The sequence below is a fragment of the Pseudomonas sp. CNPSo 3701 genome, assembly GCF_028674975.1.
Taxonomy (GTDB): Bacteria; Pseudomonadota; Gammaproteobacteria; order Pseudomonadales; family Pseudomonadaceae; genus Aquipseudomonas; species Aquipseudomonas straminea.
In genome coordinates, this window is record NZ_JAQZSI010000005.1 from 198,110 (window position 1) to 210,967 (window position 12,858).

Here is a 12,858-nt window from a genome sequence, read left to right on the forward strand (position 1 = left end):
GCGAGCCTCAGGGCAGCGCAGCAATCACCGTCATTTCCACCAGCACATCAGGCGAATACAGCTTGGCCTCGACGCAGGCGCGGGCGGGCGAGTGGCCGGCAGGTACCCAGGCGTCCCAGACCTTGTTCATGCCATCGCGGTCGTCGATGTCTTTGAGGAAGATGGTGATCGACAGGATGCGCGTCTTGTCGGTGCCAGCCTCGGCCAGGAAGGCATCGATGCTGTCCAGGGTCGCCTTGGTCTGCGCTTCGATGCCGTCGCTGTGGTTTTCATCCAGCTGGCCAGCCAGGTAGACGGTACCGTTGTGAATGACGATTTCGCTCAGACGCGGCTCAGTTCGCAGGCGCTGTATGGACATGCTTGTTCAACTCCTTGGGGCTACCGTAACGGGAAATATCCAGGCCTTCGCTACTGATCTGCGGACGCTTCTTGGCGATCAGGTCGGCCAGCAGGCGACCGGAGCCGCAGGCCATGGTCCAGCCTAGGGTACCGTGTCCGGTGTTCAGAAACAGGTTTCGATAGGGGGTGGCGCCAACGATGGGCGTGCCATCAGGGGTCGCCGGGCGCAAACCGGTCCAGAAATCCGCCTGGCTCAGGTCACCGCCCTGGGGATACAGATCACCGACGATCATTTCCAAAGTTTCGCGACGACGCGGGTTGAGGCTCAGGTCGAAGCCGGCGATTTCGGCCATGCCGCCCACGCGGATGCGCTGGTCGAAGCGGGTGATGGCGACCTTGTAGGTTTCGTCGAGGATGGTCGACGTCGGCGCCATGTCCGGGTTGGTGATCGGCACCGTCAGCGAGTACCCCTTGAGCGGATAGACCGGCGCGCGAATGCCCAGCGGCTTGAGCAGTTGCGGGCTGTAGCTGCCCAGGGCGAGTACGTAGCGGTCGGCGGTTTCCAGCTTGCCGTCAATCCACACGCCGTTGATACGGTCACCGGCGACATCCAGGCGCTGGATGTTCTTGCCGAAACGAAATTGCACGCCCAGTGCGGCGGCCATCTCGGCCAGCTTGCGGGTGAACAACTGGCAGTCACCGGTCTGGTCATTGGGCAGACGCAGGGCGCCAGCGAGTTTGTCGGTGACGCTGGCCAGGGCCGGTTCGACCTTGGCGATGCCGGCGCGATCGAGCAGCTCGTAGGGCACGCCGGATTGCTCGAGCACCGAGATATCCTTGGCGGCGTTGTCCAGCTGCGCCTGGGTGCGGAACAGCTGGGTGGTACCAAGCTGGCGTGCTTCGTAGCCAATGCCGGTTTCCGCGCGCAACTCGTCGAGGCAATCACGGCTGTACTCGGACAGGCGCACCATGCGTTCCTTGTTCACCGCATAGCGGGCGGCGGTGCAGTTGCGCAGCATCTGCGCCATCCACAGATACTGATCGACGTCGCCAGTCAGCTTGATGGCCAGCGGCGCGTGCTTTTGCAGCAGCCACTTCATCGCCTTCAACGGGATACCCGGCGCCGCCCAGGGCGAGGCATAACCCGGCGATACCTGGCCGGCGTTGGCGAAGCTGGTTTCCATGGCCGGGCCGTCCTGGCGATCAACGACCACCACCTCGAAGCCCTGGCGGGCCAGGTAATACGCACTGGCCGTACCGATCACACCGCTACCAAGCACCAGAACCCGCATGTTGTTCTCCTCGCCGCGACGATGCACTGGCGTATTACGATTTGAGAAGTCGATGCGTACAGTATAGAAAGTGAATGGCAGTGCTTTTCACTGTATACAACCGTATATTCGAAGGGAATTCTGGCTTTATCAGCCTTTCACGGAGAGGTGCCGAGCATGCGTACGCAACACCAGAGCCGCCGCGAGCTGGACAAGATCGACCGCAACATCCTGCGCATCCTCCAAGAGGACGGGCGCATCTCCTTCACCGAGCTGGGCGAACGGGTCGGCCTGTCGACCACGCCCTGCACCGAGCGGGTCCGCCGCCTGGAGCGCGAAGGCATCATCATGGGCTACCACGCCCGCCTCAACCCGCAGAACCTCAAGGCCAGCCTGCTGGTGTTCGTGGAGATCAGCCTGGACTACAAGTCCGGCGATACCTTCGAGGATTTCCGCCGCGCCGTGCTCAAGCTGCCCCACGTGCTGGAATGCCACCTGGTGTCCGGCGACTTCGACTATCTGGTGAAGGCGCGCATCAACGAGATGGCCAGCTACCGCAAATTGCTCGGTGACATCCTGCTCAAGCTGCCCCACGTGCGCGAGTCAAAGAGCTATATCGTCATGGAAGAGGTGAAGGAGAGTTTGGCGCTGCCCGTGCCGGAGTGACCTAGACGAGCACCTGCCGCGTCGAGGCGATCAGCTGGTGCACCTGCTGTTCGACACGCGCCTCGATGGGCTGCTCGGGCCCGCGACCATGGGGGCACGGCAGGTTCGGCGTGGTGCCGAACAGCCGGCAGATCAGCGGGCGCTGGTCGTACACCTGGCAGCCATTCGGCCCCAGGTGCACGCAGTTGTACTCGGCCAGGGCGGCGTCCTGCTCGGCGCGGGTCTTGCGCGGCAGGCGCGCCATTTCCTCGGAGGAAGCCGTGACCGGGCCACAGCAATCGTGACAGCCAGGCACGCAATCGAAGCGCGGAATCTGGCGGCGCAACAGGTCGATCTTGCGGCTGGTGCAACTCATGGTCGGGGGCTCTGGAACGGCAGGCGGGCATGGTACAGGCCGCCTCAGGCCAGGCAAAGCTCGGCAATCGGCGGTTGGCTCGCAGCGGATTGCGCGCTTATGCTTCGTCAATTTTTACCCACACCGAAATCAGGATTTCGCACATGACCGCCCGTGCCCACCCGCCGGTTCATAGCGCCGAGCATGCGCCCTCCTACTACGCCGCCAGCGTCAACCAGCAGCTCGACCTGCCGGTTCTGCAAGGCGAGCAGCGCGCCGACGTGTGCATCGTCGGCGGCGGGTTCTCGGGCCTGAACACGGCCATCGAGCTGGCCCAGAAAGGCCTCTCGGTGGTGCTGGTCGAAGCGCATCGCATCGGTTGGGGCGCCAGCGGGCGCAACGGTGGGCAACTGATTCGCGGCGTCGGCCATGGCGTCGAGCAGTTCGAATCGGTGATCGGCAAGGACGGTGTGCGCGAGCTGAAACTGATGGGCCTGGAAGCGGTGGAGTTGGTGCGCCGGCGAGTCGCCCAGTTCGAGATCGCCTGCGACCTGACCTGGGGCTACTGCGACCTGGCCAACAAGCCGCGCGATCTGGCCGGCTTCGCCGAGGATGCCGCCGAACTGCAGGGCCTCGGCTATCGCCACGAGCTGCGCCTGCTGCAACCGGAACAGATGCACGAGGTGGTCGGCTCACAGCGCTATGTCGGCGGCATGATCGACATGGGCTCCGGGCATCTGCACCCCCTCAACCTGGCACTCGGCGAAGCCGCTGCTGCGCGCAGCCTGGGCGTGCGCCTGTTCGAGCATTCGCCGGCCATGCGCATCGACTATGGCAGCGAGATCCGCGTGCACACCGCCCAGGGCGTGGTACGCGCCCCTCAACTGGTGCTGGCCTGCAACGCCTACATCCGCGACCTGAACCCGACACTGGGCGGCAAGGTGCTGCCCGCCGGCAGCTACATCATCGCCACCGAGCCGCTGAGCGAGGAGCAGGCCAACGCGCTGATCCCGCAGAACATGGCGCTTTGCGACCAGCGGGTGGCCGTTGACTATTATCGGCTTTCAGCCGACCGCCGCCTGCTGTTTGGCGGTGCCTGCCGCTACTCCGGCACCGATCCATCCGATATCGCCGCCTATATGCGGCCGAAGATGCTCGCCGTATTCCCGCAGTTGCAGAACGTGCGTATCGACTACCAGTGGGGCGGGATGATCGGCATCGGCGCCAACCGCCTGCCGCAGATCGGCCAACTCAAGGATCAACCCAATGTGTTCTACGCCCAGGCCTATGCGGGCCACGGCGTGAATGCCACCCACCTGGCCGGCAAGCTGCTCGCCGAAGCCATCGCCAGGCAGGCCGGCGGCGGCTTCGAGCTGTTCGCCAAGGTGCCGCACATGACCTTTCCCGGCGGTCGCCATCTGCGCTCGCCGCTGCTGGCACTGGGCATGCTCTGGCACCGACTCAAGGAACTGGCCTGATAGCGCCAATGCTCTCCGTAGCCTGTGGTTGAGCGCAGCGATACCCAGGAAAAGAAGTCCCAGGTATCGCTGCACTCAACGCCGGGCTACAGCGCCGGCTCAGAGCTTCCAGAACGGCAGGTTGGCTTCGCACTCGGCCTGCTCGCGGCTCAAACCGATGTCCTCAAGCTGAGCCTCGTTGAGCCTGAGCAGTGCGCGCCGGGTGGTCAGGCGGCGAATGAAACGCTGCCAGCGATCGGTCAGCGCCGCATGCGCCGGCACTTCGGTCAGTCGCAGGCCGTTACCGCTTTCCAGCTCGCGGCCCTTCAAAGTCAATCGCACATCGCTCAGCCCGTTCATGTCGCTCTCCTGCGCCTGGTGGGTCATGGGAGATCATGATGGCGGGCGGCGAAAAAGCATGACAGATGCAAAGAAAGGGAATTAAATCCATACAGATTAACCATCGAGTGAACTGAATGGTTCCGCGAAGAGCCATCTGTATGGTTCAACTGGCTCCCTTGCATACAGGTGCGTGAACATGACCCTCTATACCAACCTGGCCGACCTGATTGGCGAACGCATCGAGCAGGGCCTTTACCGGCCGGGCGACCGCCTGCCCTCGGTGCGCGCCCTGAGCCAGGAACACGGAGTCAGCCTGAGCACCGTGCAGCAGGCCTACCGCCACCTGGAAGACCGCGGCCTGGCGCTACCGAAACCGAAATCCGGCTACTTCGTGCCGCAAGGCCGCGACAAGCCGGCACTGCCGAAGATCAGCCGGGCGCCGCAACGCCCCGTGGACGTCTCGCAGTGGGATCAGGTGCTGGAACAGATCGCCCCTTCGCCACGCAATGATTTCGTCCAGCTGGGCCGCGGCCGCCCGGACATCGACAGCCCGACGCTCAAGCCCCTGTTGCGTGCGTTGTCGCGGCTGAGCCGCAAGCAGGACCTGCACACCCTGACCTACGGCAGCATCTACGGCGACGTGCGCCTGCGCGAACAGGTCGCCCGCCTGACCCTGGACTCCGGCTGCCAGCTGACCTATGAGGACATCGTCATCACTACCGGATGCCACGAGGCGCTGTCGGCGGCAATCCGGGCGATCTGCGTGCCGGGCGATATCGTCGCCGTCGATTCGCCGAGCTTCCACGGCGTGATGCAGGCACTCAAAGGCTTCGGCATGAAGGCCTTGGAGTTGCCCACCGACCCGCTCACCGGCATCAGCCTCGAGGCGCTGGAGCTGGCCCTGGAACAATGGCCGATCAAAGCCATTCAGCTCACCCCCAACTGCAACAACCCGCTGGGCTACATCATGCCCGAGGCCAACAAGCGCGCTCTGCTGGCCCTCGCCCAGCGCCACGACGTGGCGATCATCGAGGACGACGTGTACGGCGAGCTGGCCTTTCACTACCCGCGCCCACGCACCATCAAATCCTACGATGACGACGGCCGCGTGCTGTTGTGCAGCTCGTTTTCCAAGACCCTGGCGCCCGGCTTCCGTGTCGGCTGGATCGCGCCAGGCCGCTACCTCGACCAGGTGCTGCACATGAAGTACCTGGGCACCGGCGCCACCGCGCAATTGCCCCAGCTGGCCCTGGCCGAGTATCTCGAGGCCGGCCATTACGAGCCGCACCTGCGCCGTATGCGCGGGCAATACGCGCGCAATCTGGAGCAGATGAGCGACTGGGTGAGCCGCTACTTTCCGCCTTCGGTGCGGGTCAGCCGGCCCCAGGGCAGCTTCATGCTGTGGGTGGAGATGCCCGAGGGTTTCGACAGCCAGCGCCTGAACCGCGAACTGGCAGCGCACAAGATCCAGGTCGCACCGGGCAGCATCTTTTCCGCCGCCGGCAAGTACCGCAATTGCCTGCGCATGAACTACGCCACGCGCCCCAGCCCGATCATCGAGGCAGCGGTGCGCAAGGTGGGCGAAACCGTCGCGACCATGCTGGAAGAGTCACCACCGCCGAGAGACTGAATCTTTCCCGGCGCAGCAGCGTCCTATCAGCACATCCGGACAGCCGATTGGAGGCTGCAACTGTGCCCTTGCGCGTGCTCTTTATCGCCCTGCTGATTCTCGGCGGCTGTACCAACCAGGTGCCCATCGTGCCCAGCCAGGCCATTCCCGCGGCCGAGTCGTCATTCGGCGCCGGGCTCGAAGCGCGCGCCGCCGAGCATCAGGGGCACTCCGGCTTTCGCCTGCTGCCGGCCAGCAACGAAGCCTTCGCCGCCCGCGCCGAGCTGATCCGCGCGGCGCAGCACAGCCTCGACCTGCAGTACTACATCGTACATGACGGCCTGAGCACCCGCGCGCTGGTCAAGGAGCTGCTGCAAGCCGCCGACCGTGGCGTGCGCATTCGCATCCTGCTCGACGACACTACCAGCGACGGCGAGGACTACAAGATCGCCCTGTTGGCAGCCCACCCAAATATCGAAATCCGCGTGTTCAACCCGCTGCACCTGGGGCGCCTGACCGGCGTGACGCGAGTGATCGGCCGCGGCCTGAATCTCTCCCAGCAGCACCGGCGCATGCACAACAAGCTGTGGCTGGCCGACAGCGCGGCGGCCATCGTCGGCGGGCGCAACCTGGGCGATGAGTATTTCGATGCCGAGCCGAACATGAACTTCACCGACATCGACATGCTCGCCGTCGGCCCGGTGGCCCACGACCTGGCGCAGAGTTTCGACCAGTACTGGAACAGCCGGCTGAGCCAGCCTATCGAGGAATTCGTCTGGCGCCAGCCCTCGCTGAAAACCCTCGACAAGGCACGCAAGGGCCTGCGCGAATACCTCGACACCGCCCGCGTCGAGCAGCCCGAACTCTACGAGCGCCTGCTCGCCTATCAGCACACGCCGAAGCTGAACGTCTGGCTCGACGAGCTGATCTGGGCACCCGGCATCGCCCTGTGGGACGCACCGAGCAAAGTGCTGGCCAGCGGCGAACCAGACCCGCATCTGCTGCTCACCACGCAGCTCGCGCCGCACATCCAGGCGGCCAAGAGCGATCTGGTGATGGTCTCCGCCTACTTCGTGCCAGCGCCGGCCGGCCTGGAGTATCTGATCGGCCTGGCCGATAACGGCGTGGAGATCCGCCTGCTGACCAATGCCCTGGAAGCCACCGACGTGCCGGCGGTACACGGCGGTTACGCGCCCTATCGCCAGGAAATGCTCGAACATGGCATGCGTCTGTACGAGTTACGCAGCGAACCAGGCGCTGATTCGCCGCCGGCCTACAGCCTCAGTGGCAGCTCCAATTCCAGCCTGCACAGCAAGGCCATCGTTATCGACAAGCAGAAATCCTTCGTCGGCTCCTTCAACGTCGACCCGCGCTCGGTGCTGTGGAATACCGAGGTCGGCGTACTGGTCGACAGCCCGAAGCTGGCCGCCTATCTGCGCGAGCTGGCCCTGCAGGGCATGAAACCGTCGGTGAGCTACGAAGTGCGCCTGCAGCACGACGCCAACGGCGCGACGCGGATGGTCTGGATCGGCGAGGACGACGGCAAGGAATTCGTCCTCACCGAGGAACCCGGCAGCCGCTGGCGGCGCTTCAATGCCTGGTTCGCACGGGCCATCGGCCTGGAGAAAATGCTATAGCGCGACGCGCTCGTCGAAGGCGTGGGGCCGCCAGGCCAACCAGATAAAGGCTGCCGCGCCGACCGCCATCAGCATCGGTAATGCATGTCCGCTGATCCATTGGCTGACCGCGCCGGTAGCCAGCGGTCCGACCAGGCAGCCAATGCCCCACAGCTGCGCCACATGGGCATTGGCGCGCACCAGCTGATCGTCACGAAAGCGTTCGCCGATCAGGATCAGCGACAGGGTGAACAGACCACCCGCACTGGCGCCGAATAGCACCAACACCGGCCAGATCACCGGCGTATGCAACAGCAGCGGAATGCCCAGACTGGAGAACAGCAGCACCACGCCGCACAGGCGGAATAGCGTCACCCGCGAGATGCGGTCGGCAAGCAGGCCGATGGGCAGCTGCAGCACCGCATCACCCACCACCACCACGCTGGCCATGAACAGCGCCACTTCCTGGGTAAAGCCCTGGCGCAGCCCGTAGATCGGCAACAGGGTGAGCATCATCGCCTCGAAGGCGGCGAACAGCATCACCGCCCAGGCGATGGCCGGCATGCGCTGGCAGAACACCAAGAGGCCACGCCCGGACGCGCTGTGGGCATCGACCACCGGTGCGCCGGTGCGGCCGATCAGCAGCAGCGAGCCGCCGACCAACAGCGACACGCCAAACCAGAAGCCCAGATCGGTATCGGTGCCCAGCACGCTAAGCAGCAGCGGCCCGCACAGCTGGCTCAGGGCGTAGCCGGTGCCATACAGCGCCACCAGCCGGCCGCGCCACTTCTCCACCGCCAGTTGGTTGATCCAGCTCTCGCCGAGAATGAACACCACGGTCAGGGTCACGCCCAACAATAGGCGCAGCACAATCCAGACGGGATAGCTCTGCAGCAGCGCCAGGCCAGTGACCGACAGCGCGCCGGCCAGCAGACAGAATTGCATCAGCCGTGGCGTCGGGCAGCGCGCGGCCAGCCCGCCAGCCAGCGAGGCGCCCAGCAGCACGCCGATGGCCGGCGTGGCCGCCATGATGCCGATGGCGAACGAGCCGTAGCCCCAACTCTCCAGGCGCAGCGACACCAGCGGCATGGTCACGCCCATGGCCAGACCGATACTGATCACCGCCAGGCAGACGGCGAAGTAGGTTCCCCAACGCATTACTGACTCCCTTGAAACACAGCGGCCGGGCTCTGGGAGCCCGGCCGCCGGCTTGCTCAGGCCCACCGGCTGGCGGGCCTCATCCGTGCAGGATCAGAGTTTGATCCAGGTGGCTTTCAGTTCGGTGTACTTATCGAAGGCATGCAGAGACTTGTCACGGCCGTTGCCCGACTGCTTGAAACCACCGAACGGCGCGGTCATGTCGCCGCCGTCGTACTGGTTGACCCACACGCTGCCGGCGCGCAGGGCGCGGGCAGTCAGGTGCGCCTTGGAGATATCCGCGGTCCACACCGCGGCGGCCAGGCCATACACGGTGTCGTTGGCGATCTGCACGGCTTGCTCGGCGCTGTCGAAGCCGATCACCGAGAGCACCGGCCCGAAGATTTCCTCGCGAGCGATGGTCATGGCATTGGTCACGCCGTCGAAGATGGTCGGCTCGACATAGGTGCCGCCGCTCTCCTCCAGGGTGCGCTTGCCGCCGATCAGCAGCTTGGCGCCATCCTTGTGGCCGGCCTCGATGTAACGCAGCACGGTGTCCATCTGCTGAGTATCGACCAGGGCGCCGACGTTGGTGTCCGGATCCAGCGGGTTGCCGGCCTTCCAGCCTTTCAGGGCCTCGACCACCATGGGCAGGAAGCGCTCCTTGATGGAGTTCTCCACCAGCAGGCGCGAACCTGCAGTGCACACTTCGCCCTGGTTGAAAGCGATGGCACTGGCAGCGGACTCGGCGGCGGCCTTGAGGTCCGGCGCATCGGCGAACACGATATTGGGGCTCTTGCCACCCGCCTCCAGCCACACGCGCTTCATATTCGATTCGCCGGCATAGATCATCAGCTGCTTGGCGATCTTGGTCGAACCGGTGAACACGATGGTGTCGACGCCCATGTGCAGCGCCAGGGCCTTGCCCACGGTGTGACCGTAGCCGGGCAGCACGTTGAACACACCGGCCGGGATTCCGGCTTCGATGGCCAGCTGGGCGACGCGGATGGCGGTCAGCGGCGACTTCTCGGACGGTTTGAGGATCACCGAGTTGCCGGTGGCCAAGGCCGGGCCGAGCTTCCAGCTGGACATCAGCAGCGGGAAGTTCCACGGCACGATGGCCGCCACCACGCCGACCGGCTCGCGGGTCACCAGACCGAGCTGGTCATGGGGCGTTGGCGCCACTTCGTCGTAGACCTTGTCGATCGCCTCAGCGCTCCAACGAATGGCATTGGCCGCCGCCGGGATGTCGATGCCCAGGGAATCGCTGATCGGCTTGCCCATGTCCAGGGTTTCCAGCAGCGCCAGCTCTTCGGCGTTGGCCATCAGCAGCTCGGCGAAGCGGATCATCTTGGCCTTGCGCTTGGCTGGGGCAATGCGTGACCACACGCCGGAGTCGAAGGCGGCGCGCGCCGACTTAACCGCTAGTTCGGCGTCCGCCAGGTCGCAACTGGCGACCTGGCCCAGCACCCGGCCATCGACCGGGCTGATGCATTCGAAGGTCTCACCGCTCTGCGCAGACTGGTACTCGCCCTGCACAAAGGCGCGGGTCTCGATTTTCAGATCCTTTGCACGCTGCTCCCAGTCGGTACGGGTCAAACGGGTCATCTGATCATCCTCTTTCGTCGGTGAAGGCGCTCGGGCGCCTGCGGTGGCCAACAAGGGCGTTGGAAACTGCGAGCCACACTAAACCAGCGCTCGCAGGATTTTCAATATTCTTGACAGTTGGTGGCCAAACGCCTTGCTGCGTTCATTTTTTTAAACATAGACTCAGCCCGTGCCTGCCGCGGTATTCAGCCCTATCGCCGCACGCGGCATGATCGCCAACGTCCTCTGAATAACCACGGAACGTGCAGATGAACATCCAGCAGATCGTCGATTTCGCCCACAGCGCTGGTAGCGCCGAAAGCTACTGCCCCGCCGCCGAGAAGATCCTCAAGGGCGACCCGCAGCAGCAGGTGCGCAACCATTACTCGAGCCCCCTGCGGGCAATTCAATACGGGGATCTGGGAGGGTGAGGTCGGCCAGTGGACGGTGAATTACACCGAGCACGAATACTGCGAGATCCTGCAGGGCGTGTCGGTGCTGCGTGATCACGACGGCAATGCCAAGACCGTGCGCGCCGGTGACCGCTTCGTGATACCGGCTGGCTTTACCGGCACCTGGGAAGTGCTGGAGACCTGCCGCAAGGTCTACGTGATCTTCGAACAGGCCTAAGGCCAGGCCCCGGGCCGGTTACGGTAACCGGCCCGGGGCGCCGCCTCAGCTGGCGACCTGCTCCGCCGGCGAGACGATGCTGCTCTTGCCCCGCGAGCGCCCGGAACTCAGGTAATCGGCGATGGATTCCTGGGTGACTTCACCAAGGAAGTCATTTTCCGCGCTGAGCACCGGCAGCCACGAGCGGTTGAACTCGTACATACGCGACAACAGGATGCGCAGGTGCTCGTCGTGGGCGGCGGTGGCGTTGAACGGCTGCACGAACGGCTGCACCGCACCGCCCTGACCACGCAGGTCACGGCGACGAATGAAGCCAAGGGCCTTCTTGGCGGCGTCGGTCACCACCAGGTGGCGACGGTCGTGTTCTTCCATCAGTTCCACTGCATCGGCGATGCTCGCCTCGGCCAATACCGACGGCGCATCGTCAGCGGCATCTTCGGCGCGGATAAGCAGCAGGCGCTTGAGGGTGCTGTCCTGGCCGACGAAACCGCTGACGAAATCATCGGCAGGGTGCGCCAGCAGGGTATCCGGGTGGTCGAACTGCAACAGCGTCCCATCCTTGAAGATGGCGATCTTGTCACCCAGCTTAATGGCTTCATCGATGTCGTGGCTGACCATGATCACGGTCTTGTTCAGCGCGCGTTGCATCTGGAAGAACTCATTCTGGATGGCGTCGCGGTTGACCGGGTCGACCGCACCGAAGGGTTCGTCCATCAGCAATACAGGAGCGTCGGCAGCCAGAGCGCGGATCACGCCGATCCGCTGCTGCTGGCCGCCGGACAGTTCGCGCGGGTAGCGCGACAGATACTGCTTGGGCTCCAGCTGCACCATGCTCATCAGCTCCACGGCGCGCTCGTGGCAGCGCTTCTTGTCCCAGCCGAGCAACTTGGGCACCACGGTGATGTTTTCCTCGATGGTCATGTTGGGGAACAGACCGATCTGCTGGATCACGTAGCCAATGTTGCGGCGCAGGGTCACCTCATCGATGCCGGTGGTGTCCTCACCGTTGATCAGTACACGCCCGGAGGTCGGCTCGATCAGCCGATTGATCATCTTCAGCGTGGTGCTCTTGCCGCAGCCCGATGGACCGAGAAACACGCAGATCTGGCCTTCGTCGACGGTCAGGCTGACTTCGTTGACGGCGACGACATCTTTGCCTTTCTGCTGGAATTTCTTGGTCAATTTGTCGAGTTGAATCATGTTCGAATCCTCAGTGGGCGGCTTTCAGGCCACGGGGAGTGAGCGTTTTCTGCAGCCACTGCAAAAACAGGTCGGCGACGATGGCGAGCAGGCTCACCAGCACGGCGCCAACGAACAGGGTCGCCATGTCGCTGCGGCTGATGGCGGTGAGAATCAGCACGCCGAGGCCGCCGGCGCCGATGGTGGCGGCAATGGTCATCACACCGATGTTCATCACCACGGCGGTGCGCACGCCCGCCAGGATCACTGGCACAGCAATCGGCAAGTCGACCATGCGCAGGCGCTGCCAGAAACTCATGCCAATGCCTTTACCCGCCTCGCGAATGCCCGGCTCGACGCTGGTCAGCGCCAGGTAGGTGTTACGCAGAATCGGCAGCAGCGAATAGAGGAACACCGCAGTCACCGCCGGCAGCGGGCCAAGGCCCTGGCCGAACTGCGAGTAGAACGGCAGCAACAGGCCGAATATGGCGATGGCCGGCAAGGTCAGTACCACGGTGGCCAGGCCCTGCAGCGGCCCGGCTAGCCATGGAAAGCGGGTCATCAGGATACCCAGCGGCACACCAATGAGGATCGCCAAGCCCACGGCGATACCAACCAGGGAGATGTGTTCGACGGTCAGGCTGGCCACCTCGGCCCAGTCGATATGCTGGAAAGCGGTCATGAAATCCAT

The 12,858-nt window shown here is 64.3% G+C and carries 12 protein-coding genes and 1 pseudogene; 5 read left to right on the top strand and 8 right to left on the bottom strand.

Going from position 1 to position 12,858, the window contains the following annotated elements:
- Positions 1–7: 7 nt before the first annotated feature.
- On the bottom strand, positions 8–358 hold the full coding sequence (locus PVA39_RS17550) for a RidA family protein (RefSeq protein ID WP_075931558.1): 351 nt from the start codon (positions 356–358) through the stop codon (positions 8–10).
- Positions 333–1,631 carry a D-amino acid dehydrogenase gene (gene dadA / locus PVA39_RS17555; protein ID WP_274125151.1) on the bottom strand — a complete coding sequence of 433 codons (1,299 nt, stop codon included), beginning with the start codon at positions 1,629–1,631 and terminating at the stop codon, positions 333–335. The genes PVA39_RS17550 and dadA overlap by 26 nt, the downstream gene beginning before the upstream one ends.
- Before the next feature lie 156 nt (positions 1,632–1,787).
- Here dadA and dadR point away from each other — a divergent pair, with 156 nt between their 5' ends.
- The gene (gene dadR / locus PVA39_RS17560) at positions 1,788–2,276 is read left to right on the top strand and encodes a transcriptional regulator DadR (RefSeq protein WP_013789818.1); all 489 of its coding nucleotides are present in this window, start codon (positions 1,788–1,790) and stop codon (positions 2,274–2,276) included.
- Position 2,277: 1 nt separating this feature from the next.
- Here the strand turns inward: dadR and PVA39_RS17565 are convergent, their stop codons facing one another.
- Positions 2,278–2,631 (bottom strand): YkgJ family cysteine cluster protein, encoded by a 354-nt coding sequence (locus PVA39_RS17565; protein WP_093505486.1) that lies wholly within the window; start codon positions 2,629–2,631, stop codon positions 2,278–2,280.
- A gap of 143 nt (positions 2,632–2,774) precedes the next feature.
- Here PVA39_RS17565 and PVA39_RS17570 point away from each other — a divergent pair, with 143 nt between their 5' ends.
- Positions 2,775–4,088 carry an NAD(P)/FAD-dependent oxidoreductase gene (locus PVA39_RS17570; RefSeq protein ID WP_274125152.1) on the top strand — a complete coding sequence of 438 codons (1,314 nt, stop codon included), beginning with the start codon at positions 2,775–2,777 and terminating at the stop codon, positions 4,086–4,088.
- Positions 4,089–4,187: 99 nt separating this feature from the next.
- Here PVA39_RS17570 and PVA39_RS17575 read toward each other — a convergent pair whose 3' ends face one another.
- Positions 4,188–4,427: a DUF1127 domain-containing protein gene (locus PVA39_RS17575; protein WP_147176946.1), complete on the bottom strand. Its 240-nt coding sequence runs from the start codon at positions 4,425–4,427 to the stop codon at positions 4,188–4,190.
- Between the two features lie 178 nt (positions 4,428–4,605).
- Between PVA39_RS17575 and PVA39_RS17580 the strand changes: the two genes are divergently transcribed.
- Complete coding sequence (locus PVA39_RS17580; RefSeq protein WP_274125153.1) at positions 4,606–6,039, top strand: aminotransferase-like domain-containing protein; 1,434 nt, start codon at positions 4,606–4,608, stop codon at positions 6,037–6,039.
- Positions 6,040–6,086: 47 nt separating this feature from the next.
- Positions 6,087–7,655, top strand: a complete 1,569-nt coding sequence (locus PVA39_RS17585) for a phospholipase D family protein (RefSeq protein ID WP_425272692.1) — start codon at positions 6,087–6,089, stop codon at positions 7,653–7,655.
- Here the strand turns inward: PVA39_RS17585 and PVA39_RS17590 are convergent.
- Both PVA39_RS17590 and PVA39_RS17595 read right to left on the bottom strand, forming a co-directional pair.
- Positions 7,650–8,792: an MFS transporter gene (locus PVA39_RS17590; protein ID WP_274125154.1), complete on the bottom strand. Its 1,143-nt coding sequence runs from the start codon at positions 8,790–8,792 to the stop codon at positions 7,650–7,652. The two genes, PVA39_RS17585 and PVA39_RS17590, sit on opposite strands and share 6 nt — an antisense overlap.
- Before the next feature lie 93 nt (positions 8,793–8,885).
- Positions 8,886–10,379, bottom strand: coding sequence for an aldehyde dehydrogenase (locus tag PVA39_RS17595; protein WP_274125156.1), 1,494 nt, complete (start codon positions 10,377–10,379; stop codon positions 8,886–8,888).
- 248 nt (positions 10,380–10,627) lie between these two features.
- Here PVA39_RS17595 and PVA39_RS17600 point away from each other — a divergent pair.
- A pseudogene (locus PVA39_RS17600) lies at positions 10,628–10,988 on the top strand (cupin domain-containing protein).
- Between the two features lie 45 nt (positions 10,989–11,033).
- Here PVA39_RS17600 and PVA39_RS17605 read toward each other — a convergent pair.
- Positions 11,034–12,188, bottom strand: a complete 1,155-nt coding sequence (locus PVA39_RS17605) for an ABC transporter ATP-binding protein (protein ID WP_274125157.1) — start codon at positions 12,186–12,188, stop codon at positions 11,034–11,036.
- Between the two features lie 10 nt (positions 12,189–12,198).
- The gene (locus PVA39_RS17610) at positions 12,199–12,858 is read right to left on the bottom strand and encodes an ABC transporter permease (protein WP_093505504.1); all 660 of its coding nucleotides are present in this window, start codon (positions 12,856–12,858) and stop codon (positions 12,199–12,201) included.